At 31.8% G+C, this 24,810-nt stretch carries 20 protein-coding genes; 15 read left to right on the top strand and 5 right to left on the bottom strand.

Translation table 11 applies throughout. From position 1 onward, the window contains the following. Nucleotides 1-7 precede the first annotated feature (7 nt). Nucleotides 8-2,404, bottom strand: a complete 2,397-nt coding sequence (locus G0Q09_RS02480; RefSeq protein WP_219033857.1) for a heavy metal translocating P-type ATPase — start codon at nucleotides 2,402-2,404, stop codon at nucleotides 8-10. 75 nt (nucleotides 2,405-2,479) lie between these two features. Between G0Q09_RS02480 and G0Q09_RS02485 the strand changes: the two genes are divergently transcribed. Continuing rightward, nucleotides 2,480-3,187 carry a Crp/Fnr family transcriptional regulator gene (locus G0Q09_RS02485; RefSeq protein WP_219033858.1) on the top strand — a complete coding sequence of 236 codons (708 nt, stop codon included), beginning with the start codon at nucleotides 2,480-2,482 and terminating at the stop codon, nucleotides 3,185-3,187. Nucleotides 3,188-3,245: 58 nt separating this feature from the next. Here G0Q09_RS02485 and G0Q09_RS02490 read toward each other — a convergent pair whose 3' ends face one another. Both G0Q09_RS02490 and hflX read right to left on the bottom strand, forming a co-directional pair. Next, entirely contained in the window at nucleotides 3,246-3,953 is a 708-nt protein-coding gene (locus G0Q09_RS02490; RefSeq protein ID WP_219033859.1) for a DNA alkylation repair protein, read from the bottom strand. A 64-nt stretch (nucleotides 3,954-4,017) separates the two neighbouring features. Continuing rightward, nucleotides 4,018-5,241 carry a GTPase HflX gene (gene hflX, locus G0Q09_RS02495; protein WP_219033860.1) on the bottom strand — a complete coding sequence of 408 codons (1,224 nt, stop codon included), beginning with the start codon at nucleotides 5,239-5,241 and terminating at the stop codon, nucleotides 4,018-4,020. 406 nt (nucleotides 5,242-5,647) lie between these two features. On the opposite strand from hflX, the gene hisG reads away from it, so the two are divergent. The 14 genes from hisG to G0Q09_RS02565 all read left to right on the top strand — a co-directional run bounded on the left by hisG (nucleotide 5,648) and on the right by G0Q09_RS02565 (nucleotide 22,408). Then, nucleotides 5,648-6,505, top strand: a complete 858-nt coding sequence (hisG, locus tag G0Q09_RS02500) for an ATP phosphoribosyltransferase (RefSeq protein WP_125349882.1) — start codon at nucleotides 5,648-5,650, stop codon at nucleotides 6,503-6,505. Nucleotides 6,506-6,576: 71 nt separating this feature from the next. Then, nucleotides 6,577-7,863, top strand: a complete 1,287-nt coding sequence (gene hisD / locus G0Q09_RS02505) for a histidinol dehydrogenase (RefSeq protein ID WP_219033861.1) — start codon at nucleotides 6,577-6,579, stop codon at nucleotides 7,861-7,863. 14 nt (nucleotides 7,864-7,877) lie between these two features. Continuing rightward, nucleotides 7,878-8,924 carry a histidinol-phosphate transaminase gene (gene hisC / locus G0Q09_RS02510; protein ID WP_219033862.1) on the top strand — a complete coding sequence of 349 codons (1,047 nt, stop codon included), beginning with the start codon at nucleotides 7,878-7,880 and terminating at the stop codon, nucleotides 8,922-8,924. Nucleotides 8,925-9,008: 84 nt separating this feature from the next. Further along, a complete protein-coding gene (hisB, locus tag G0Q09_RS02515) occupies nucleotides 9,009-10,142 on the top strand; it encodes a bifunctional histidinol-phosphatase/imidazoleglycerol-phosphate dehydratase HisB (RefSeq protein WP_038336499.1) in 1,134 nt (377 codons plus the stop codon). A gap of 61 nt (nucleotides 10,143-10,203) precedes the next feature. Continuing rightward, complete coding sequence (gene hisH, locus G0Q09_RS02520) at nucleotides 10,204-10,782, top strand: imidazole glycerol phosphate synthase subunit HisH (protein WP_125349878.1); 579 nt, start codon at nucleotides 10,204-10,206, stop codon at nucleotides 10,780-10,782. A gap of 19 nt (nucleotides 10,783-10,801) precedes the next feature. After that, complete coding sequence (locus tag G0Q09_RS02525) at nucleotides 10,802-13,921, top strand: S41 family peptidase (RefSeq protein WP_219033863.1); 3,120 nt, start codon at nucleotides 10,802-10,804, stop codon at nucleotides 13,919-13,921. Nucleotides 13,922-13,996: 75 nt separating this feature from the next. Next, a complete protein-coding gene (hisA, locus tag G0Q09_RS02530; RefSeq protein ID WP_219033864.1) occupies nucleotides 13,997-14,710 on the top strand; it encodes a 1-(5-phosphoribosyl)-5-[(5-phosphoribosylamino)methylideneamino]imidazole-4-carboxamide isomerase in 714 nt (237 codons plus the stop codon). A gap of 1 nt (nucleotide 14,711) precedes the next feature. Beyond that, nucleotides 14,712-15,464 carry an imidazole glycerol phosphate synthase subunit HisF gene (hisF, locus tag G0Q09_RS02535; RefSeq protein ID WP_219033865.1) on the top strand — a complete coding sequence of 251 codons (753 nt, stop codon included), beginning with the start codon at nucleotides 14,712-14,714 and terminating at the stop codon, nucleotides 15,462-15,464. After that, on the top strand, nucleotides 15,461-16,072 hold the full coding sequence (gene hisIE / locus G0Q09_RS02540) for a bifunctional phosphoribosyl-AMP cyclohydrolase/phosphoribosyl-ATP diphosphatase HisIE (RefSeq protein WP_219033866.1): 612 nt from the start codon (nucleotides 15,461-15,463) through the stop codon (nucleotides 16,070-16,072). The genes hisF and hisIE overlap by 4 nt, the downstream gene beginning before the upstream one ends. Nucleotides 16,073-16,250: 178 nt before the next feature. Continuing rightward, nucleotides 16,251-17,714, top strand: coding sequence for an ankyrin repeat domain-containing protein (locus G0Q09_RS02545; RefSeq protein ID WP_125349872.1), 1,464 nt, complete (start codon nucleotides 16,251-16,253; stop codon nucleotides 17,712-17,714). A gap of 8 nt (nucleotides 17,715-17,722) precedes the next feature. Then, complete coding sequence (locus G0Q09_RS02550; RefSeq protein WP_125349871.1) at nucleotides 17,723-18,214, top strand: DUF2271 domain-containing protein; 492 nt, start codon at nucleotides 17,723-17,725, stop codon at nucleotides 18,212-18,214. Nucleotide 18,215: 1 nt separating this feature from the next. Continuing rightward, nucleotides 18,216-20,405: a PepSY domain-containing protein gene (locus tag G0Q09_RS02555; RefSeq protein WP_219033867.1), complete on the top strand. Its 2,190-nt coding sequence runs from the start codon at nucleotides 18,216-18,218 to the stop codon at nucleotides 20,403-20,405. A gap of 128 nt (nucleotides 20,406-20,533) precedes the next feature. After that, nucleotides 20,534-21,538: an FAD:protein FMN transferase gene (locus G0Q09_RS02560; RefSeq protein ID WP_219033868.1), complete on the top strand. Its 1,005-nt coding sequence runs from the start codon at nucleotides 20,534-20,536 to the stop codon at nucleotides 21,536-21,538. Between the two features lie 360 nt (nucleotides 21,539-21,898). Beyond that, nucleotides 21,899-22,408, top strand: a complete 510-nt coding sequence (locus tag G0Q09_RS02565) for a class I SAM-dependent methyltransferase (RefSeq protein ID WP_312027047.1) — start codon at nucleotides 21,899-21,901, stop codon at nucleotides 22,406-22,408. 125 nt (nucleotides 22,409-22,533) lie between these two features. On the opposite strand, the gene G0Q09_RS02570 is transcribed toward G0Q09_RS02565, so the two are convergent. Beyond that, nucleotides 22,534-24,108: a S41 family peptidase gene (locus tag G0Q09_RS02570; RefSeq protein ID WP_219033869.1), complete on the bottom strand. Its 1,575-nt coding sequence runs from the start codon at nucleotides 24,106-24,108 to the stop codon at nucleotides 22,534-22,536. 33 nt (nucleotides 24,109-24,141) lie between these two features. Continuing rightward, complete coding sequence (locus G0Q09_RS02575; RefSeq protein ID WP_219033870.1) at nucleotides 24,142-24,741, bottom strand: HD domain-containing protein; 600 nt, start codon at nucleotides 24,739-24,741, stop codon at nucleotides 24,142-24,144. Nucleotides 24,742-24,810 lie beyond the last annotated feature (69 nt).

Raw genomic sequence — 24,810 nt, forward strand, 5'->3', positions numbered from 1 at the left:
TTTAAAATCAATCTAAATTCCATTTTGTTAATTTATCTGCAATTCGGGTACTTGTCGTTGCAAAAATTAACACTGAAATAGAACTTATTGGCATCAATATAGCCGCTACAACTGGCTGTAAATAACCAGAAACAGCAAAACTAAGTCCAACAATATTATACAAGAAACTGATGAAAAAAGCAATTTTTACAAATTTCATCGTGGTCTTCGATAAGTTCAAGAAATTTGGAATTGCCGAAAAACTTTTTCCATCCAAAATTCCATCACACGAAGGCGAAAAACTGTTAATATCCTCAGAAATAGAAATCCCTACTGTACTTTGTTTCAAAGCTCCAGCGTCATTCAATCCATCTCCAAGCATCATCACCTTCTTCCCTTCTTGTTCCAATTGTTTGATATATTCTAACTTATCAGTTGGCGATTGATTAAAAATCAATTTTGCATTGGCTGGAAAAATAGTTTCTAAATATTCTTTTTCAGAATCATTATCCCCAGACAAAACGTGTAACTGATATGTATCCAATTCTTTCAATAAACGATCTAAACCTTTTCGATATCGATTGGTATACACAAATTTACCAAAAACTTCTCCATCAATCGCTATAAAAACTTGAGATTGATTTAATCTATTTTCATTAAAAATTGCATTCGTGAAACTTCTCGAACCAACTTTTACTTGATGTCCATCTACATCAGCTTGCTGACCTTTTCCTACAATTTCTTCGTAATTAGAAATTGGCAAATGATCATCAACCGTCAACTTCTTATATAATGTACGGCTTAAAGGGTGATTAGAGTTTCTAATCAATGCTTTCACCAATTGCTTTTGATACTCAGAAAGTTCTTTCCCCTCGTATTGCACTTGCGCTTCATCACTTTCCGTAATTGTACCCGTTTTATCAAAAACTACGTCTGTAATTTTCTCCATTCTTTCGACTGTTGATGTATTTTTTACATAAAATTTCTTATTCCCGAAAATACGCATCATGTGTCCCAAAATAAACGGAGACGATAAACCTAACGCACAAGGACAAGCGATAATTAAGATTGATGTAACAACTTCTAATATTTTTGAAGAATCGTGAAAATACCAATAAACAGCAGAAATTGCTGTAATAATAAGGATGATTAATGTGAAATAATGACTGATTTTATTCGTCAAAGCATTCAACTCAGATTCTTCTTTCTGGAAAGCATCATTGTTCCATAATTGGGTTAAATAACTTTGATTAACATCCGAAATAATTTCCAGCTCAATTGCATTACCAGATTGTTTTCCACCAGCAAATATTTTATCTCCAGCTTTTTTATGAATCAAGCGAGATTCTCCCGTTACAAACGAGTTATCAATCATCGCTTCACCTTTCATCAAAATGGCATCGGCTGGAATAATTTCTTCATTTCTAATTAAAATTCGATCACCTTTTTTCAAATCAGCCAACAAAATTGGTTGTTCATAACCATTTTCTAATTTCGCAACTGCAATTGGATAAAACGATTTGTAATCTCGATCAAATGCCAACGCTTGCATTGTTTGTTGCTGAAACCATTTCCCTGTCAACATCAAAAATAAAAGCATCGCTAATGTATCAAAGTAACCTGGCGAAATATCGAAAATGATATCATAAGTCGATTTAAACATAATCACGATAATTCCTAACGCAATTGGCACATCGATATTGATATATTTATTTTTCAGACCTTGCCAAGCCGAAACAAAATAATCGGTAGATGAATAAAAGAAAACAGGCAACGACAATGCAAACATCGTCCAACGAAAATATCCTTTGTTTTGATCTAACCATTGTTCTTTTACGTCTCCAAAAACTTCGACATATTCTGGAAATGATAAAAGCATAATATTCCCAAAACAGAATCCTGCAATAACCAATTTGCTCACTAAAGAACGATCGACTTTGCTTTTTTTCTTTTTGTCTAATGTTTTTAGATTAATCGAAGGTTTATAGCCTAAATTTGTAATAAATCTTGCCAAATCACCTAATTTCAAATCCGCATCACGATACGTAATCTGAACAGTTTTTTGCGTAAAATTGACATTAGAAGATATAATATTTGGATTAATCGTATCCAAACTTTCTAACAACCAAACACACGAAGTACAATGCATTACAGGCACGTAAAAGGAGACAACTGTAACGCCGTCATCTGAAAAATCTACAACTTTATCAAAGATTTCTTTTGTGTTTAAGAAATCAAATTGATGATTACTTTTTCCATCAGGACGCAAACCTGCATTACGATTAAGGTCGTAATAATCTTTTAAATTATTTACGTTTAAAATCTCGTAAACCGTTTTACAACCCTGACAACAAAAATCCTTTTCATCGAACTGAATAAACTCTTCTTCAATTCGTTGACCACAGTGAAAACAATTCTCTTCCATACTATTTTACAAAATTACTTTCCTTTTATCAGAATTAACGTTAACTTTGTATGAATTAAGTCATAACAACAAGATATGTCAGAGTTTAATGAGAATGTAGTATCGATTAAAGCGATGTTTGATAACCAAGAGTCTTTCGGGGTTTTTAGTAAGGAAGAATTATTGGAGTTTGAGCAAGAGAAGAAAATCATCAACCTAAAAAAAGGAGACGAAATTATCCAGGAAGGTCACACACCAAAAGGTATATATTGCGTCATGAAAGGAACTGCTAAGTTGTTCAAAATTGGTTTTAATGGAAAAGAGCAAATTCTACGTTTTATCAACGAAGGTGACATTATCGGTTATCGCTCAATTTTAAGTCAAGAAGTTTTTGGTGCATCTGCAACTGCAATGACCCCTGTTGAAATATATTATATTCCAGAAAAATTCTTCTTAAAATTATTAGAAGTTAATCCAAAATTAGCTTTCAATATTTTACAAAGAATTGCTAAAGATTTGGGAGAATATGCAAGAACAATCACTTATTTAGCACAAAAAACAGTTCGCGAACGTTTGGCTGAAGTTTTAATTTTATTAGAAGGAAAATTAGGAACAGACAAAGACGGATTTATCAACATTTCGTTGACACGCGAAGAAATGGCAAATTTGATTGGAACAGCGACAGAATCTGCAATTCGTTTGATTTCTGAATTCAAAACTGATGAATTAATCGAAGTTGAAGGAAGAAAAATAAAAGTTTTAGATCATCAAAAGTTGACGAAATTAGGTCATGTTATTTTGTAAGAATTTATTCTTTATATAAAATAAAAAGTCGCTCTGTGAGCGACTTTTTTTATGCAAACTATTTCAATTTCATATAATAATCTTTGAGAATTGGATCAATTTTTTCGAGCGCATATCTCAACGTCGTTCTTGGCATTTGTAATGTATATTCATCTAAAAACTCAATCAACTTTTCTTCGTCCATTTTTCCCATTTCACGCAACATCCAACCATTTGCTTTGTGCATTAAATCGTGTGAATGATTAAGATTTTTCAACACAATTTCTGGAACAATTGAAAATGATTTTTGTTTGATAAAATACATCGTTGATACAATTGCAATTCGTTTTTCCCACAAATCCTCAGAATTCGCTAATTCAAAAAGCAATTCCTCTCGCTTTTGATGAAAACAATAATGTCCCAAAATTTTATAACAACTTGTGTCAACCAAATCCCAATTGTTGATTTGAGAAGTTTGAGCAAGATAAAAATCGATGATATCTTTTCTTACAAGTTCATCTTTTGATTTTTCGTACTTCAAGACCAATATCAATAAAGCTGTTAATCTATATTCGTGAATATTGGAATTCAATAAATTTTTGATGTCATTTAATGAAACTTGTTGATAAAATTCTTTCGCAATCAAACGTTGATTCGGAACAGAAATCCCAAGAAAAATATCTCCTTCACCATATTCTCCTTTTCCAGTTTTGAAAAAACGCATCATAATCTTCGCTTTATCATCGTCCGCTAAATCTTGTAAAGTTGATTTTAATTGCTCTATCATATTTTATCAATTAAGATGTTGAAGTTAACAAAAAAAGAGTCCAAAAACTGAACTCTTTCTATCTTTATTCTTCCGAATCATTTTCTTCCTCATCGTAATATTGAAAAAGGAAATTATTATAAGGAAAACGTTTCATGTGAATTTCTTTCACTTCTTCATAAACCGTTTTTCGCAAATCTTCTAAATTATCTTTTTCCGTTGCCGAAATAAACAATGTCGGATAATCTGTTTTCGCCATCCACGTACGTTTCCAATCTTCTAACGAATAATTTTCAAATTTCTTTTCAGACAAATCATCTTCATCTTGTTTGACATAAGAAAAATTATCAATTTTATTAAAAACCATAATCGTTGGTTTCTCTTTCGATTCAATTTCAGCTAAAATTTGATTCACAGAATTCACATGATCCTCAAAACTCGCATGCGAAATATCCACAACATGGACCAACAAATCCGCTTCACGAACCTCATCTAATGTAGATTTGAACGATTCTACCAATTGTGTTGGCAACTTGCGAATAAACCCAACCGTATCCGTTAATAAGAAAGGTAAATTACCAATTACCACTTTTCGAACCGTTGTATCTAATGTTGCAAATAATTTATTTTCGGCAAAAACTTTGGACTTCGATAAGACATTCATCAACGTTGATTTCCCAACATTTGTGTACCCAACCAACGCAACGCGTACCAATGCTCCTCGATTTTTACGTTGAGTCGCCATTTGCTTATCGATTCCTTTCAATTTCTCTTTCAATAACGTAATTCGATCACGAATAATACGTCTATCCGTTTCAATTTCCGTTTCACCAGGACCACGCATACCAATTCCTCCACGTTGACGCTCTAAGTGTGTCCACATTCGTGTTAATCGTGGTAATAAATATTGGTATTGAGCCAATTCTACCTGCGTACGTGCATATGAAGTTTGCGCTCGTTGAGCAAAAATATCTAAAATCAATTGTGTACGGTCGATGATTTTTTTGTTGACAACTTTCTCAATATTTTTCAACTGAGAAGGCGTTAATTCATCATCAAAAATAACTGTATCAATATCATATTCTTCGACAAAAGCTGTGATTTCATCTAATTTCCCGCTTCCTACAAAGAATTTAGAATCAGGTTTATCCATCCTTTGCGTAAAACGTTCTCCAACTGTAGCTCCAGCTGTATAAGCTAAGAACTCCAATTCGTCCATATATTCCGTCAGTTTTTCTTCGGATTGTTCACGTGTAATCAACCCAACTAAAACTACTTTTTCGTATTGTGCTTCTTGTTTTTCTAACATATATTACTGCAAAAATAAAAGAAAGTTTTGGATGTAACCGAACTTTCTATAAAATATTGAGAATTAATCAAATCAATAAAACTCAATAAATATTTGAGTTCTTTTGGATAAAAATAGAAAAAAATAAGGTTTTCATAATTAATAACAAGTTTATTTACTAATTTTCAAAAAATCTATTGTCAATTAAAATTTCCTTTCTACATTTGTTCCGACAAAAAAGTAAAAATGTACACAAATCAATTACATCATCATCACCATCATACTTGCACTCAAGCGAGCAGATAGTGGTATGTAATGATTTTATCACAATATCTAAATCCCGTTTGAGTAAATCGAACGGGATTTTTTGTTACTTCAAGATTTAATCATCGATTTACTCAAACTTAAAAAATATAAAACATTAAAAATGAGTAAATTAAAAATAGCCATTCAGAAAAGTGGTCGATTAAGTGAAAAATCACTCGAATTATTGAAAGATTGCGGAATTAAAATTTCTACAAGTAATCGAAAATTAAGAACCGAATCTCCAAATTTCCCTATCGAAGTTTTATTCTTACGAGACGACGATATTTCACAATATGTAGAACAAGGCGTTGCTGACATCGGTATTTTAGGAGAAAATGAAGTTTGGGAAAAAGATAAAAATGTCACTCAAATTCGTCAATTAGGATTCGCAGGTTGTAAACTTTGTTTAGCTATTCCGAAAGATGAAGCTTATACAGATTTAAGTTATTTTCAAGACAAAAAAATTGCCACTTCTTATCCACGTATTTTACAAAAATTTTTCCAAGAAAAAGGTATCAACGTTAAGATTGAAGAAATTGGTGGAAGCGTAGAAATTGCTCCAAGTATCGGTTTGGCAAATGCTATTTTTGACATCGTTTCTACAGGTTCAACATTATTAACAAATGGTTTGAAACAAGTGGAAACAGTGGTTGAATCACAAGCAGTTTTAATTTCTAACAAAAATCTCGACAATGAAAAACAAGCAATTGTAGATCGTCTTTTATTTAGAATTGAAGCGGTAAAACAATCTTCTGAGAACAAATATATTTTATTAAACGCGCCCAACGAAAAGTTAGAAGAAATCATTGCTTTGTTACCCGGAATGAAATCTCCAACAGTTTTACCACTTGCCGAAAAAGGTTGGTCATCAATCCACACTGTAATTAAAGAAGATACTTTTTGGGACATCATCGAGCAATTGAAAGCTTTGGGTGCGGAAGGAATTTTAGTACTAGAAATTGAAAAAATGATTTTATAATTTTTGATTGACGATTTACAATTTACGATTGAATCGTAATTCGTAATTCTAAAATCGTAATTCGTAACAAAATGCAAACATATATCAAACCTCAACTTTCAGATTGGTCTACGTTAACAGCTCGACCAACGAAAGAAGCACAAGATTTACAAGAAATAGTTTTAGATATTTTTGGAAAAATTCAAACCGAGAAAGATCAAGCTTTAATTGATTTTACAGAAAAATTTGATCAAGTTAAGCTAACTTCTTTAGAAGTTTCTACTCAAGAAATTGAAGAAGCAAAAACTTTAATTTCTGAAGAATTAAAAGGAGCAATTCAATTAGCAGCTTCTAATATTGAGAAGTTTCACACTGAACAACGTGAAGAAGTAAAAGTTATTGAAACCACAAAAGGAGTAAATTGTTGGAGAGAATCTCGCGGTATCGAAAATGTTGGAATTTATATTCCAGGTGGAACAGCTCCGTTATTTTCTACAACTTTAATGTTAGGAATTCCTGCCAAATTAGCTGGTTGCCAAAATATTATTTTATGTACACCTCCAAATAAAGAAGGAAAAATTCACCCTGCAATTTTATATACTGCGAACTTAATCGGAATTGAAAAAATCTACAAAGTTGGCGGAATTCAAGCGATTGGAACGTTAACTTTTGGAACAGAAACGATTCAAAAAGTGGATAAAATTTTCGGTCCAGGAAACCAATATGTAACTGCAGCAAAACAAGTTGCTCAAAACTTTGGTGTAGCCATCGACATGCCTGCTGGTCCAAGCGAAGTTTTAGTGATTGCAGATGAAACTTCGGTTCCTAAATATGTGGCTGCCGATTTATTATCACAAGCCGAACACGGAATCGATTCACAAGTGATTTTATTAACAACAAACGAACAAATATTAAATGAAACGATTGAAGAAATCAATGCTCAATTAGAAGTTCTGCCAAGAAAAGAATTAGCGACTAAAGCGTTAGAAAATTCAAAAGGAATTGTTTTAAATTCTATCGAAGAATGTGTAACTTTTTCAAATATTTATGCACCTGAACATTTAATTTTCGCTTGCGAAATGGCTGAAAATTATATCGATAAAATTATTAATGTAGGTTCAGTTTTCTTAGGAAATTATTCGTGTGAATCGGCTGGTGATTATGCTTCAGGAACCAATCACACTTTGCCAACTAATGGTTATGCAAAAAATTATTCAGGAGTTTCGTTTGATAGTTTTATCAAGAAAATCACGTTTCAGAAATTATCAGCAGAAGGAATTCAAAACATTGGTCCAGCAATCGAATTAATGGCTGAAGCCGAAGAGTTATTTGCGCACAAAAATGCAGTAACCTTAAGACTAAATGATCTAAAATCGTAAATCAAAAATCGTACATGAATTCATTCAACATAAATAACATCATTCGTCCTAACGTAAAAACGCTGAAAGCTTATTCATCAGCTCGTGACGAATTTCAAGAAATAAATAACGATTTCGTTTTCTTGGATGCGAACGAAAATCCTTTCAATAATGGATTGAATCGTTATCCTGATCCTTTACAACGTAATGTAAAATCGATTTTAAGTGAAATCAAAAACTTTCCTGCAAATCAGATTCTATTAGGAAATGGAAGTGACGAAGTGTTAGATTTAATTTTCCGAGCATTTTGCGAACCGAATCAAGATAATGTTATTGCGATTTCACCTTCCTATGGAATGTATGGTGTTTTAGCGAATTTAAATGCTATTGAATACCGAAAATCGTTATTAAACAAAGAAGATTTTCAACCAAACATCGAAGATATTTTCTCAAAAGTAGATGAAAATACAAAAATGATTTTTTTATGCTCTCCTAATAATCCAACAGGAGAAATCATCAAAAGAGAAACTATTTTAGAAATTGTGAATCGTTTCAATGGCTTAATAATTATCGACGAAGCTTATATCGATTTCGCCACAGAACAGTCTTGGATAGAAGAAATCAAAAATTATCCAAACGTAATTGTTACCCAAACTTTGTCGAAAGCGGTTGGTTTAGCAGGAATTCGTTTAGGAATTTTGTATGCTTCACAAGAAATTGTGGATGTTTTAAATAAAATAAAACCACCTTATAACATCAATCAATTAACACAATTAAAAGCGATTGAAATTTTAAGCGATTACGATAAAGTGATAGCTATTACAAATACGATTATTCAACAAAAAGAAGTTCTAGAAAATGCTTTAACTGATATCTCATTTGTAGAAAAAATCTATCCAAGCGATTCGAATTTCATTTTGATTAAAGTTGATAATGCAAACGAACGTTACAATCAATTGGTCGAAAAAGGAATTGTAATTCGTAACAGAAACAACGACGATTTATGCGAAAATTGTTTACGTATTACAGTTGGAACGGAAGTTGAAAATCAGAAATTAATACAAACACTTAAAATAATATAATTTGTCATTTCGAATGAAACGACAGTGAAATGAGAAATCTCTGAGATTCCTCCTAACATCGGAATGACATCAAAAACAACTAAAATGAAAAAAATACTATTCATAGATCGTGATGGAACAATGATTTTAGAGCCAGCTGACTACCAAGTTGACAGCTTTTCCAAATTAGAATTCTATCCAGAAGCCTTTACTTATTTAGGTAAAATTGCAAAAGAATTGGACTACGAATTAGTTATGGTGACCAACCAAGATGGTTTAGGAACGCCTTCTAATCCTGAGGAATTATTTTGGCCAATACAAAATTTCGTAGTGAAAGCATTCGAAAATGAAGGCGTGAAATTCGAGGATATTTACATTGATAAAACTTTTGCTCATGAAAATGCGCCAACGCGTAAACCTGGAACGGCTTTATTAACAGAGTATATCAATAACCCTGAATATGATTTAACAAATTCGTTTGTAATCGGTGATCGAATAACGGATGTTAAATTAGCTCAAAATCTTGGTGGAAAAGGAATTTTTATCGCGAATGATGAAGCTTTAGGCGCAGACGAAATCAATGATAACAAAGGATTAAATGATGCGATTGCTTTAAAAACAACTTCATGGAAAGAGATTTACGAGTTCTTAAAACTTCAAAATCGCACTGCTTCAATTGTTCGTAATACGAATGAAACAAAGATTAAAATTGATTTAAATCTTGACGGAACAGGAAAATCGGATATTTCGACAGGAATTCACTTTTTCGATCATATGTTAGATCAAATCGCTCGTCATGGACAAATGGATTTAGTGATAAAAGTGGATGGAGATCTAGAAGTGGACGAACACCACACGATTGAAGATACAGCAATTGCTTTAGGTGAAGTTTTCGCGCAAGCACTAGGAAATAAATTAGGTATCGAACGTTACGGATTTACTTTACCGATGGACGATTGCTTAGCACAAGCAGCAATTGATTTTGGTGGAAGAAACTGGTTGGTTTGGGAAGCTGAATTTAACCGCGAAATGATTGGTCAAATGCCAACTGAGATGTTTTATCACTTTTTCAAATCATTTACAGACGGAGCAAAAGCTAACTTAAATATCAAAGCAGAAGGAACAAACGAACATCACAAAATAGAAGCGATTTTCAAAGCGTTTGCAAAAACCATTAAAGTAGCTGTAAAACGCGATCCTGAAAAAATGATTTTACCCTCAACAAAAGGACTTTTATAATTGACGAATGAAGATTTAAGATTAATATCAATCGTAAATCAAAAGTCGTAAATCAAAGAATATGGTAGCAATAGTAAAATACAATGCAGGAAATGTAAAATCGGTATATAATGCAGTAACTCGTTTGGGGTTCGAAGCTATAATTACAGACGATTTTGAAACTTTGCAAAATGCTGACAAAGTAATTTTTCCAGGAGTTGGAGAAGCAAGTTCCGCAATGACTTATTTAAAAGTAAAAGGATTAGATAAAGTCATTAAAAACTTAAAACAACCAACCTTAGGCATTTGCTTGGGACAACAATTAATGTGCGCTTATTCGGAAGAAGGAAATACCGATTGTTTAGGAATTTTCCCTATTCAAGTCAAGTTATTTCCATCAACCGAAATCGTTCCTCACATGGGCTGGAATACGATTTACGACTTAAAAACACCTTTGTTTAATGACGTTCAAGAGAACTCCGACATTTATTATGTACATAGTTTTTATTGCGAAAATTCAGAATATACGATCGCGAAAACAGACTATATTTTAGAATATTCAGCAGCTTTACATAAAGATAATTTTTACGCAACTCAATTTCACCCAGAGAAATCTGCAGGAATAGGAGAACAAATACTAAAAAACTTTCTAAGTTTATAGTAATTATAAATTCACACACATGAAAAAAATAGTTTTTACTATACTTAGTGCTTTTGCAATTTCGCAGGTTTCTGCTCAAGAAAAAGTGTACTTCACTTCTACTCCTTCTTTAAGTCCTGATGCTAAAACGGTTTATTTTAGTTACGATGGCGACATCTGGTCAACCGATATAAATGGCGGGAATGCTGCAAGAATAACAGCTTTAGAAGGAGAAGAAATCAATCCTCGTGTTTCACCAGACGGAAAATGGCTGGCATTCAGCTCTAATCAATATGGAAATTACGATATTTATATAATGCCTATAAATGGTGGACAAATTAAGCAATTGACTTTTCATCAAGCCAAAGATGAAGTCGAGAGTTGGAGTTGGGACAGTAAATCGATCTATTTTACATCAAATCAAAATAATGGATTTGGAAGTTTTAAAATTGATTTAGATGGAAAAACACCAGAAGCGCTTTTTACAAATTATTTTAATACAACAAATGGTTTAGTAGAAACTCCTCAAGGTGAATATATTTTCACTAACTCGTCTGAAAGTGCAAGTCAAGTTACAAGAAAAAGATACAAAGGAGAAAATAATCCAGATTTATTAGGATATAATCCAACCACAAAAAGTTATAAACAATATACCGATTATAACGGAAAAGATTTTAATCCTACGGTTGATAAAAATGGAATTATTTATTTTATTTCGGACGAAAATAATGGCGAATACAACTTATATCAATTAGCAAATGGTAAAAAAGAAGCGTTAACAAAATTTGAAACTTCAATTAAGAAACCTTTTGTTTCGGCTGATGGTTCAAAAGTTGTTTTCGAAAAAGATTATCAATTATTTGTTTACGATGTAAAAACTAAAACGTCGAAACCTCTTACAATTAATGTTAATTCGAATAAATCTTTAGAAAAAGAGCAAAATTTTGAAGTTGATAATAACATCGATTATTTTGACATTTCTCCTGATGGAAAGAAAATGGCCTTTGTAAGCAGAGGAATTATTTTTGTTTCGGATAATGAAGGAAAGTTTGTCAATCAAATTTCTGATGGAAAAGAGCGTGTTTTAGAAGTAAAATGGTTAAAAGACAACAAAAATTTAATCTTCAACCAAACATATAAAGGTTACCAAAATTGGTTTAAAATTTCGGCTGACGGAAAAGGAAAAGTTGAACAATTAACTTCTGATTTAAGAAATAATCGAGACATTACATTCAACAATGATTTATCTCAAGCTGTTTATTTAAGCGGACGCGATGAAGTAAGATTATTAGATTTGAAATCACTTAAATCATCAACAATTGTTAAAGATGAAATTTGGGCTTTCCAAAATTCGAAACCATCTTTTTCTCCAAATGATGAATATGTGTTATTCTCTGCAAAACGTAATTTCGAGTTAGATATTTTTATTCACAACATCAAGAAAAATACAACGGTTAATTTAACAAATACTGGTGTTTCAGAAGCTGACCCTACTTGGTCACCAGACGGAAAATACATTTATTTTTCAAGCGACAGAAAAAACCCTTCCTATCCTTTGGGAATGCAAGAATCGAGTATTTATCGTGCTTCTTTAGATTGGTTTGATCAAGCTTATAAATCAGAAAAATTTGATAATTTATTTGTCGAAGAAAAAAAGGTTGAGAAGAAAGAGAAAAAAGAAGAAAAGAACGATTTTAAAGCATTAACTATTAATCCAGAAGGATTCTTAGAAAGAATTGAATTGGTAACAGACCGTTTTGGATATCAGACAAATCCTTTTGTTTTTGCGGATGATAAAAAGCAATTTTTATTCTATAATACTAACCAAGAAAATGGTAAATTTCAGTTATACAGAAAAACGACCGCTGATTTTGAAGAAGATAAAACAGACAAAATATTCAACAAAGGCGCTGATTTTATCTTGAAAAATGAAAAAAATCTTTACGCTTTAATCGATAATTCTGTTTACAAATTTGGTATTAATTCTACAAATCCTGAAAAAGTTAGTATTAAATATAATTTCAATAAAAACTTGGCTTCAGAATTCAATCAAATGTACGAAGAAGCTTGGGCTGGAGTAGAAGAAAATTTCTATGATGAGAATTTTCATGGAATTGATTGGAAAGCGAAAAAAGAACAATACGCAACGTTTTTACCTTATGTAAACAATCGAAATGATTTAAGAATTTTGCTAAATGATATGCTAGGTGAATTAAATTCTTCGCATTTAGGTTTTTCATCTTTCGGAAAAGAAGAAAGTCGAAGATTGAATTATTTCACAAACGAAACGGGAATTATTTTCAAGAAAAATCAACCTTTTACAGTTGAAAAAATCTTACGAAAATCTCCTGCTTTCCTTAAAAATGTTGATATTCAAGAAGGTGATATTTTAGTAAGTGTGAATGGACAAAAAATCGATCAAAACCAAAATCGTGAAACTTATTTTACAACGCCTAAAAAATTAGAAGAATTAACTCTTGAATTTGATCGAAAAGGAAAAACAATTTCTACGAAGATTCATCCTATTTCAAATAATGAATTGAAATCGCTTTTATATGATGAATGGATTTATGAAAATCGTCAGCGTGTAAAAAAATTAAGCAACGATAGAATTGCTTATTCGTACATGAAAAATATGTCTACTTCTGAATTGGATGTGTTTTTATTGGACATGGTAGAGCAAGAGAATAGAAAAGATGGTGTCATTTTAGATTTACGTTTCAATACAGGTGGAAATGTACATGATAAAGTTTTGAACTTTTTATCGCAAAGACCTTATTTGAAATGGAAATATCGTGAAGGACAATTAACTGTTCAACCAAATTTTGCTCCTTCAGGAAAACCAATTGTTTTATTAATTAACGAATACTCATTGAGCGATGCAGAAATGACAGCTGCAGGATTCAAAGCCTTGAAATTAGGAAAAATCATCGGGCAAGAAACGTATCGTTGGATCATTTTCACTTCTGGAAAAGGATTAGTTGATGGCTCATTTTATCGTTTACCAAGTTGGGGAACTTATACTTTGGACGGACAAAATTTAGAAAAAACTGGAGTTAAACCTGACATTTATATTAAAAATACGTTCTTAGATCGATTAGAAAATAAAGACCCACAATTGGAACGTGCAATCCAAGAGGTCATGAAAGAATTAAAATAATTTACGAAGGTTAATTTACGAATTACGATTGTTTCTTAATCGTAATTCCAAAATAGTAAATCTAACATAACAGTTATGAGAATCATCCCAGCTATAGATATTATCGACGGAAAATGCGTTCGATTGTCACAAGGCGATTATGATACAAAAAAAATATACAACGAAAATCCGTTGGAAGTTGCAAAAGAATTCGAGGATTACGGTATCGAATATTTGCACTTGGTAGATTTAGATGGAGCTAAATCAAAAGAAATCATTAATTATAAAACGTTAGAATTAATTGCTTCTAAAACCAATTTAAAAGTTGATTTTGGAGGTGGAATTAAGGCAGATCAAGATATTAGAATTGCTTTTGAATGTGGCGCAAACCAAATTACTGGAGGAAGTATTGCGGTTCAAAATCCAACATTATTTCAAGAATGGATTTCACAGTATGGAAGCGATAAAATCATTTTAGGCGCGGATGCTAAAGATCGAAAAATAGCAACACATGGTTGGTTAGAAACGTCAGAATTAGATGTGATAGATTTTATTCAAGAATATAAAACCAAAGGTATTGATTATGTGATTTGTACAGACATCGCGAAAGACGGAATGTTAGAAGGAGCTTCAAACGAATTATATGCAGAAATTTTAGCTACTTCGGAGGTCAAATTAATTGCTTCTGGTGGCGTTTCTTCAATCGATGATCTAATCAAAATAAAAGAATTAGGTTGTGAAGGAGCAATTCTTGGAAAAGCGATTTACGAAGGGAGAATTCAGTTGAAAGACTTAAAACAATTGTACTAATATGCTGAAGAAAAGAATCATACCATGTCTCGACATCAAAGATGGACGAACGGTAAAAGGTGTTAATTTCGTGGGCTTACGCGATGCGGGAGATCCAGTGGAATTAGCAAAAAAATATGTAGAAGAAGGTGCTGATGAATTAGTCTTTTTGGATATCACAGCGACTTTAGAAAAACGTAAAACCTTAGCTGAAATGGTTGAAAAAATTGCTTCAGCTATTAATATTCCGTTTACAGTTGGTGGCGGAATTAATTCTGTGGAAGATGCTTCGGCGGTCATCAAAGCTGGTGCAGATAAAGTTTCCGTTAATTCTTCGGCTGTCAAAAATCCTCAATTAATTGCAGATTTAGCAGCTCGATTTGGATCGCAATGTGTAGTCGTTGCAGTAGATACTCGCGATGTAAATGGAACACAAAAAGTTTTCGTAAGCGGTGGAAAAATTGAAACCGAATGGGAAACGTTAGATTGGGTCAAAAAAGTAGAAGAATTAGGCGCTGGCGAGATTCTGTTAACGTCTATGGATGGCGATGGAACAAAAGCTGGTTTCAAAATTGATATTACAAAAGCGGTTGCTGATGCTGTAAATCTTCCAGTAATTGCTTCTGGTGGAGCAGGAAAAATGGAGCATTTTACAGAAGTTTTTACCCAAACAAATGCAAGTGGTGGATTGGCTGCAAGTATTTTTCACTTTGGTGAAATTCCAATTCCAACACTTAAAAGTTATTTAAAAGAACAAAATATTCCGATACGATGAACATCGATTTCAATAAAAGTAACGACGGATTAGTTCCCGTTATTATTCAAAATTATCTTAACAACAAGGTTCTGATGTTAGGTTACATGAACGAAGAAGCTTTTAACAAAACCCAAGAAATTAGAAAAGTGACCTTTTATTCTCGTTCAAAAAATAGATTATGGACAAAAGGTGAAGAATCAGGCAACTTTTTGGAAGTAAAATCTATCGCAGTTGATTGCGACAACGATACAGTTTTAATCAAAGCAAAACCTTTTGGACCAACTTGTCATACGGGTTCTACGACTTGTTTTAAAGAAGAAACAAATCATGGATTTGTATATGAATTGGAACAAACCATTAACGATAGAATTGATTTAGACAATGATCCAGATTCGTATACCAATAAATTATTCAAAAGAGGAATCAATAAAGTTGCACAAAAAGTAGGTGAAGAAGCAGTTGAATTGGTGATTGAATCCAAAGACAACAACGATGATTTATTTATTAATGAAGCGGCGGATTTGTTGTATCACTATTTAATTTTATTGAAAGCCAAAGGTTTCAAATTGGAAGATGTTGAAAACGTTTTGAAATCGAGAGAAAATGGTCCAAGACGAGCTGAATAAAGTAGTTTAGAAATATAAAAGATTGCAGATTAGCAATCTTTTTTGTTTTCAAAAAACTGATGTTTAGCAGAATTAGCCAAATTTATTTGATTTAATTAGAATTAATATAAATAAAAATAATACTTTTGAAATCAAATTAAAATTAGTCTAAATAATTATTACAATATATTCTATTCATATGAAAAAATTATTCATTTCTGCTGCTATCCTTGTCGCTTCATTTATTCAAGCTCAGACGAACACGTTGATGGACGCTGGTTTTTGGAAAAATAATCCAACAATAGAAACTGTAAAAACTGAAATTTCGAAAGGAAATAGTCCTTCTTTTCAAAATGGTGGTTTCTTTGATCCAGTTGTAATAGCGATTAACAACAAAGCAGATTTTAATGTGACTAAATTTTTAATTGAACAAGAAGGAAATTCTGTTGATAAAAAAACGCATCACTCAAGAATTTATCTTCAATGGGCAGCTGCTGCGGGGAATTTAGAATTAGTAAATTATTTATTAGCCAAAGGTTCTGATGTTCATTACAAAGATAGCCATGGTTACGATGTGATTACATATGCAGCAAGTGCTGGAAATCAGAATATCGCAGTTTACGATGCGTTGATTAAAGCTGGTGCCAATCCAAAAGTTAAAGGAGAAGATGGTTCAAACTTAATCATGCAAGCGATTGCGAATGATGATGATTTAAAAGTTACAGAATATTTTATTTCAAAAGGTTTATCATTAAGTGATAAAGACGCTAATGGACGTACTGTAGCAGATTATGCTGCAAAATTAGGAAACTTATCAATCATAGATAAATTAATCGCGAAAGGAATTAAACCTACTGATCAAGCTTTATTTTTTGCCACACAAGGTTCGAGAACAAAAGAAAATGGCGTAGAAGTTTTCCAAGAATTAATTACAAAATATAAATTAAATCCGAAAGCGTTAAATCCAGACGGACAAACATTATTACACGCTTTGTCTCGCAGGGGAAACTCAGAAACAATCAACTTTATCTTATCAAAAGGTGTTGATGCTAAAATTGCTGATAAAGAAGGAAACACTGCATTAATGGTTGCTGCTGGAGGAAAAAATACAGATTTAATCAATACATTTTTATCAAAAGCAAACAATGTAAATGCGGTTAATAAAAATGGTGAGTCAGCTTTAACAAAAGCTGTTGCTTCTGGAACATCTCAAATCGTTTCTTTATTGTTAGAAAAAGGCGCTAAAGCTGATATTGTAGATAAAGATGGAAATAATTTGGCTTATTATTGGTTCAATTCTTTCAAACCAAATGATGAATCATTCGCAGAAAAACAAGCTTTATTAACAAATGCAAAAGTTGATTTTAAAGCTACTCAAAGCAAAGGTGCAACTTTGTTACACATCGCTGTTGATAAAGGAAATGTAAATTTGGTGAAAAAAGCGATTGAATTAGGTGTGAATCTTAATACACAAGATGAAGACGGAAATACAGCGTTACACAAAGCAGCTTTGATTGCGAAAGATGATGCAATCTTAAAAACTTTGGTTGCTGCTGGAGCGAAAAAAGATATTAAAACAGAATTTGACGAAACAGCTTATGATTTGGCTGGAGAAAACGAATTCTTAAAGAAAAATAATGTGTCTATTGACTTTTTAAAATAATAAAGGAGATGAAATTTAACTTAATCAAAAAATTAGTTGGATTAGTTGTAATCTTAATGGCAACTGCCACTTTTGCACAAACAACAAAATACAAAACAATGATTCAGATGAATAATTACACGGGAAAAGAAGCCTATGTAGTGATTTCATTAATCAATCCAAAAGGACAATACGAAAAAACTTTAGGTGTTTTGGGAACAGATAACGAGTGGTATAACACGTTAAAAGAATGGCACAAATTTAATAGTAAGAAAAAAGAAAAATTAAACGGAATTACAGGTGCTTCAGTTGCTGGAGGAGCGAGAGCGACACGTGTCATCGAGTTTGATACTGCAAAATTGAATAAAGGATACAAATTACGTTTTGAATCTGCTGTAGAAACTCAAAAATACGTCGCAAAAGATGCTGAAGTTGCATTAAATTCTTCGGATTTAGACAACAAAGCAGGTATCAAAGGTTCAGTTTATATTAAAGCCGTACGTTTTATAAAAGTTCAATAAAATGACATTATCTATTTGGAGATATGCGCATTTGAGTCTTGCAATTTTATCTTCAGCATTTTTAGTTATTCTATCTATCACAGGAGTAATTTTGGCTGTTGATGCAATAAACGAAAAATCGCCCGCATACAAAGTAGAAAATTTCGATAACATAACACTCGCGCAAGTTTTACCAACTTTGCGCGAGCATTATTTTGAAATAATAGAAGTAAAAGTTGATCACAATGATTTTGTGACAATTGATGCGATGGACGAAGATGGAAATTCGATCAAATCTTACATTGATCCTACAACAGGAAAAAAGATTGGTGAGATTGTTCCAAAAAGTGATTTCATCAATTGGGTCACAGCCTTGCACCGTTCATTATTTCTAAAAGAAACAGGACGAGCAATTGTTGGTGTCGTATCTTTTTTATTGATGTTAATTTCAATAAGTGGATTAATCTTAATCGTAAAACGTCAACAAGGAATTCTAAATTTCTTTACAAAAGTTAACAAAGACTCCTTTTCACAATATTTTCATGTTGTAACTGGACGTTGGTTATTAATTCCTGTTTTAATCATTGCATTAACAGGAACATTGATTTTCTTAGCGCGATTAGAACCTTTAGTTGGTCAACCAAAAGAAATTGAGCATCAAGCTAAAGAAAATTTACAACCAAAAGATTTAAAAGACATTGAATTTTTCAAAAACACGAAATTAAGTAGTGTTGAAAAGATTGAATTTCCTTTTATTCCAGATGATGAAGCAGAACCATTTATCGTTCATTTAAGAAAAAAATCGGTTTCGGTTAATCAAGTAAATGGAGCGATTATTTCAGAATCGTTGAATCCTTATTCAGCAATTGTAGAAAAATTCAATATCGATTTACATACAGGTCGCACCAATGTTATTTGGGCAGCGATTTTAGGAATTGCTTCGCTTAACATTTTATTCTTTATTTGGTCAGGATTTGTAATTACGTTCAAACGTACAAAAACGAAAATTGGCAAAAATAAATATAAAGCCAACGAAGCTGAAATTATCCTTTTAGTTGGTTCAGAAAATGGTGCAACTGTTGGATTTGCTTCAAAAATTCAAGAGCAATTTTTAGCAAACGGAAAAAAATCATTCATTGCTCAGATGAATCAATATGAAATTTATCCAAAAGCAAAACAACTCATCATTTTTACCTCAACTTATGGAATTGGTGATGCGCCTGCGAATGCTAAGAAATTTGAACAATTAATCACACAATTTCCACAAAACCAATCCATCGAATTTTCTGTTGTAGGATTTGGATCAAGAGCATATTCAGATTATTGTGGCTATGCAGTTAAAGTTGACAAATGGTTGAATGATCAAAAATGGGCTACTCAATTATTGGATTTGAAAACAGTAAATGATAAATCGCCGGAAGAATTCACAAATTGGGTCATTGCATACAAAGAAACGACAGATATTCCGTTAGCAACAACGCCTGCGATGTATGTTGGAAAAGCACTAGAACTGAAAAATGTTAAGGTTATTTCTACCACTAAAATCACACAAGAAGATGCTACATTTAAAGTTATTTTAGATGTAAAAGAGAAATTCAAATCTGGAGATTTATTAGCAATTTATCCCGAAAGTGATCACAAAGAACGCTTATATTCGGTTGGAAAAGTAGATAATAAATTACAGTTAATTGTAAAATTGCATGAGTTTGGATTAGGTTCTCAATATTTATATAATTTGGTTCAAAATTCTACGATTAAAGCTCGAATTGTAAAAAATAAAGCCTTTAGATTTCCAAAAGCTTCAAAAGTTGTGATGATTGCAAACGGAACAGGAATTGCACCTTTTCTTGGGATGATTGATGAGAATTCAAAAAATATTGAAACGCATTTATACTGTGGTTTCAGACATGATAATGAAACAACAAAATCTTATCAAGAATTTGCTACGAAACAAATTTTTACGAATCATTTGAGTCAATTTCACATTGCATTTTCTCGTGAAGAAAATAAACAGTATGTGATGGATTTAGTCAATCGTGATGCTAAATTCTTTGCTGAAACATTACAAAATGGTGGAATTCTTATGATTTGTGGTGCTCTCACAATGCAACATGATGTAGAGAAAGTTTTGGAACAAATCTGTCAAGAACATTTGAATAAATCATTCGAAGAATTCAAAACAAATGGGCAATTTTTGACGGATTGTTACTAGAAAAATAATTTTGATGCAATCCTAAAACAAGTTCAGAATAACCTAATACCTGTCATACCGAGCTTGTCGAGGTATCTTTAAGCTTTATACTTTTCGATAAACTCAGAATAACAAATGAATAAACCAAAATGAAATTCATTCTAAAAAATATATTCACTTTTATACTATTGTATGTTCTAACTCCGATGAATGCTCAAACGGTTGGAGTTAGAGATACAATTTTAATGGGAAGTAAATTCAAAATTACATTGGTTGATTCCGATTCTATTTCCGTTGAAAAAAACATCAATAAAGCAATTGATGAAATGATTAGAATTGAGAATTTGATTTCTGACTGGAAACCAACTTCGCAAGTTTCTCTTGTCAATCAAAATGCAGGAATAAAGGCGATAAAAGTAGATCGAGAAGTTTTTGACTTAACAAAGCGTGCGATTTATTTTTCGCAACTAACCGATGGTGCTTTTGACATTAGCTTTGCGGCAATGGACAAAATATGGAAATTTGATGGTTCAATGGAAAAGATTCCAACTCAGGAAGAGATTTCAAAAGCCATCGAAAAAATCGGTTATCAAAACATTATTTTAGATGAAGAAAATTCAACAATATTCTTAAAAAAAGCTGGAATGAAAATCGGTTTTGGTTCAACAGGAAAAGGTTATGCAGCACAAAAAGCACGAACTTTCATGCAAGACTTAGGAATACAAGCGGGTATAATTGATGCTTCTGGTGATATGACAACTTGGGGAAATCAACCAAATGGAGAACCTTGGAAAATTGGAATTACAAATCCATTTAATCGACATAAAATGTTGGATATTCTCTCAATGAAAAATGCTGCTGTTACGACTTCTGGTGATTACGAAAAATTTATTTTGATTGATGAAGTTCGCTATTCACACATTATTAATCCCAAAACTGGTTATCCTTCAACAGGATTAACAGGGGTTACAGTTATTGGGACGGATGCTGAAATGTGTAATGGTTTTAGCACTTCTATCATGGTTTTAGGAAAAGAAAAAGGATTGAATTTTATCAATCAACAAAAAGATTACGCTGCTCTTTTGATTACAGATAAAGGAAAAATTATTCGTTCAAAAAACTACAAGAAGATTAAACGAAAACTTGAGAAATAACACTTAAAAATGGTGATTTAGATATGCAGTTTCAACGTAAAAATGCTCCTTACAAAGAAGTTTCTGAATCAATTTTATTTATCCAAAACAGCACTTTCGCAATATCAATAATTTAGCTTAAATTATTTAAGTGTATAATAACCATTATATTTAGTAAAAGGTGTTTTTTATAGAAAAAATAGACTCAGTTCTGTAATTTTTGTTATGCTTCATTTTAAATAAAAAGTCGAAATTGCACCTAAACAAAATACAAAAGCTATGAACGACAATAAAAAATCTCATTGGGAACATATATATGAAGTAAAAACTCCAGAAGAAGTGAGTTGAACACAAGAAAAACCAGAAACTTCTTTAAATTTTATTCATTCTTTTGGAGCTGATAAAACAGCTAAAATTATTGATATTGGTGGTGGAGATAGTAAGTTGGTCGATTTTTTATTGGAAGAAGGATATGAAAATATTTCTGTTTTGGATATTTCTGCAAATGCGTTGGAAAGAGCAAAAAAGCGTTTAGGAAATAATGCAGAAAAAGTAACTTGGATTGTTGCTGATATCACCGAATTTGAACCTACAGAACAATACGATATTTGGCACGATAGAGCAGTTTTTCATTTTTTAATAGAAGAAAATGACATCAAAAAGTACCAAAATTTGGTCTCGAAAGCTGTAAAAGGAAAAATGGTTATTGGAACTTTTTCGACAAATGGACCATTAAAATGTAGTGGTTTGGAAATAAAACAAAATGATGAAACGTCGTTAACCTCAACTTTTGAAGCTAATTTTGAGAAAATAGAATGTTTTACAATTGATCATAAAACGCCATTTGATACGATTCAGAACTTTATTTTTTGTAGTTTCAACAAAAAATAAAATGCGTTAGGGATAGTAGTGGAAATCCTTTTTTGTAGACGCGGTGTCTACAAAAAAGATTGTAACGAATAGCCCGCTCAAACGCTAAAAATATAAAAATCATCTCCTTAATTCAGGAGATGATTTTATATTTTTAAAGCTTTATTGTATTCGATATTTCCTTTTTTAATATCATTTAAAATCCATTTCAGTTCAGCATCCGTACGCTTAATTTTATCTTGCAAATTAGGTTGAATAACTTGGTTTGGATAAACACCATGCGCCTGTTCATCTCGCTTTTCAATAGGAGAAAGATAAACTGTACCAACCGAAATTTTGAGTTTGGAATTGGGCAACGTAAATTTTGGCATCAACCCAGCAACCGTTCCATTAAAATCTCCTCCCGTTTCTTCACCTACAAAAAATGCTCGATTTTTTAGTTGAAGATTAGCCGAAATCAACGCCGAAGCAGAGTAAGAACCACCATTTATAATGACATACAAATTGTGGTGATACACGAGCTCTTTATCTATTTTGACATGCGAAAAAGGCATGTGCAATTCGTATTCATTTTTAGCATTTTTTGACGTCGAAAAATAAGTATAACCCGATCCCAACCAAAGCAACGGATAGGAATAAACGGGAAAAAGATTGTACAACGACTTGCCAAAAGAGGTTTTGTTCGCGACGATTTTTTCACCTAAAAATGCCTTGGAATCATCGACCAAATAAGCGTATAAATAGTGCGAATCTTTTAGGTAACCACCACCATTGTTGCGAAGATCAAGAACTAAATTTTGAACTTTATGATTCTTGATATCCGTAAAAACCTCTTTATATAGTTCACGTATTTTTCCTTTCCTGAAATCAGTTACTTTTAACACCGCAATCGTACTGTCGTTCGTAGGAAAAGTCAAATCTTTGGAATAGGTTTTGGAACTTTTAGAATAGCCGTATTTCTTTTGTTTTATCCTAACTTTTCGCTCAACTTCTTTCTGCTCTTTTGTAATTTTTGGTAGTTCTGAAATCTTATCATTTTTAGGTTTTGGATAGGTACGAAATGTTTTTTTTCGGATGATTGAATTCCCCATTTTAAAAGTTAATTCAACCGAATCTTTAATTCCATTTTCTAAAGTAAAATAATTGAGAAAAGTTCGGTTAAAGACATTATCCGAAAAAGTTTGATTTTCACCATCTCCATAAATACTTTTTTTATATTTATCGTATAAATACTTTGTAGAAACACTATCTATATAAAGCAAAACTGAACCTTGATTAATCGGATTGATTTTACTGTAATCTGCCACTAAAAAAACTGAATCATTTTGCCAAAAAAAACTATAATCACTAAAAGCAGATTTAGATTCTTTGTATTTTTTTTCCTTACTCTTTTCTATTCGTTTATATATCGGATAAATATCTGTATGACCATGTTCTAAACTTTCGAAAATCGGAAAAAACTTGACATAAAAATCATTTGGTTTCAATGGTTTATCAATTGACTTTTTAAGACTATCAAATTTATAATCAATTTGTTCTTGAGAAGTATATAAATCTAATTTTGGATGATATCTTTTTAGTTTTTTATAAACAAAATCTACATCTTTTTTCAATTTATTCGCAGGAATCTCTTTATCAATATGTGCATTATATTTCTCGACAGAAGCACAACTGCATATCAATAAAAGTGACAAATAAATTAGAGTAAATTTTAGTTGCATTAAGGATAATTAAATGAATAATAAGTTACAATATTATTTCACTTCTTGATAAAATTCTTCGATAAAATTTTCCATATACTGATGACGTTTTAAAGCAATTTCTTTTGCTGTTTTGGTATTCATCAACTCTTTTAATTTAAATAATTTATCATAAAAATGTTGCACGCTAGAAGCGTCTTTCGAATTATCGTACGGATTATATAAAATACTACCTACACTTCCGCCATATGCAAAACAACGCGCAATACCAACCGCTCCAATTGCATCTAAACGATCAGCATCTTGCACAATTTCAGCCTCGATAGTTGTTGGTTTATTTCCTTTACTAAATGAAACTTGCGAGACTATTTCCAATACTTTCTGAATTGATTCTTCCTCTACATGAATTGATTCTAAAAATTTTCTAATTAATTCCTCCGATTTATCAACTCCATTATGCAATTTATAATCACCGATATCATGTGTCCAAGCTGCTAATTCAACCAAAAAAGAATCTGCATTTTCAGTTTCTAAAATCTTCTTCGCATTTGTCACCACACGTTCTATGTGAAAATAATCGTGTCCTGTTCCTTCATCTAAAAAAGTTTTTTTGATATAAGCTTGTGTCTGAATAAGTATTTCTTGTTTGTTCATTTTTTAATAATCTATTTCACGCTAAAATAAAAAACTTCAATAACAATGTTATTGAAGTTTTAAGTTAAT

The sequence above is a fragment of the Empedobacter falsenii genome (assembly GCF_019308355.1).
Taxonomy (GTDB): domain Bacteria; phylum Bacteroidota; class Bacteroidia; order Flavobacteriales; family Weeksellaceae; genus Empedobacter; species Empedobacter falsenii_B.

What these genes read in the sequence shown, in the direction of transcription:
- hisA (WP_219033864.1), top strand. Translation starts at nt 13,997, where the DNA reads ATGAGAATCATCCCAGCTATAGATATTATCGACGGAAAATGCGTTCGA.
- G0Q09_RS02490 (WP_219033859.1), bottom strand. Translation starts at nt 3,953, where the DNA reads ATGATAGAGCAATTAAAATCAACTTTACAAGATTTAGCGGACGATGAT.
- G0Q09_RS02560 (WP_219033868.1), top strand. Translation starts at nt 20,534, where the DNA reads ATGAAATTCATTCTAAAAAATATATTCACTTTTATACTATTGTATGTT.
- hisB (WP_038336499.1), top strand. Translation starts at nt 9,009, where the DNA reads ATGAAAAAAATACTATTCATAGATCGTGATGGAACAATGATTTTAGAG.
- G0Q09_RS02550 (WP_125349871.1), top strand. Translation starts at nt 17,723, where the DNA reads ATGAAATTTAACTTAATCAAAAAATTAGTTGGATTAGTTGTAATCTTA.
- G0Q09_RS02525 (WP_219033863.1), top strand. Translation starts at nt 10,802, where the DNA reads ATGAAAAAAATAGTTTTTACTATACTTAGTGCTTTTGCAATTTCGCAG.
- G0Q09_RS02480 (WP_219033857.1), bottom strand. Translation starts at nt 2,404, where the DNA reads ATGGAAGAGAATTGTTTTCACTGTGGTCAACGAATTGAAGAAGAGTTT.
- hisC (WP_219033862.1), top strand. Translation starts at nt 7,878, where the DNA reads ATGAATTCATTCAACATAAATAACATCATTCGTCCTAACGTAAAAACG.
- G0Q09_RS02555 (WP_219033867.1), top strand. Translation starts at nt 18,216, where the DNA reads ATGACATTATCTATTTGGAGATATGCGCATTTGAGTCTTGCAATTTTA.
- hisF (WP_219033865.1), top strand. Translation starts at nt 14,712, where the DNA reads ATGCTGAAGAAAAGAATCATACCATGTCTCGACATCAAAGATGGACGA.
- hflX (WP_219033860.1), bottom strand. Translation starts at nt 5,241, where the DNA reads ATGTTAGAAAAACAAGAAGCACAATACGAAAAAGTAGTTTTAGTTGGG.
- hisH (WP_125349878.1), top strand. Translation starts at nt 10,204, where the DNA reads ATGGTAGCAATAGTAAAATACAATGCAGGAAATGTAAAATCGGTATAT.
- hisIE (WP_219033866.1), top strand. Translation starts at nt 15,461, where the DNA reads ATGAACATCGATTTCAATAAAAGTAACGACGGATTAGTTCCCGTTATT.
- hisG (WP_125349882.1), top strand. Translation starts at nt 5,648, where the DNA reads ATGAGTAAATTAAAAATAGCCATTCAGAAAAGTGGTCGATTAAGTGAA.
- G0Q09_RS02575 (WP_219033870.1), bottom strand. Translation starts at nt 24,741, where the DNA reads ATGAACAAACAAGAAATACTTATTCAGACACAAGCTTATATCAAAAAA.
- G0Q09_RS02570 (WP_219033869.1), bottom strand. Translation starts at nt 24,108, where the DNA reads ATGCAACTAAAATTTACTCTAATTTATTTGTCACTTTTATTGATATGC.
- G0Q09_RS02485 (WP_219033858.1), top strand. Translation starts at nt 2,480, where the DNA reads ATGTCAGAGTTTAATGAGAATGTAGTATCGATTAAAGCGATGTTTGAT.
- hisD (WP_219033861.1), top strand. Translation starts at nt 6,577, where the DNA reads ATGCAAACATATATCAAACCTCAACTTTCAGATTGGTCTACGTTAACA.
- G0Q09_RS02545 (WP_125349872.1), top strand. Translation starts at nt 16,251, where the DNA reads ATGAAAAAATTATTCATTTCTGCTGCTATCCTTGTCGCTTCATTTATT.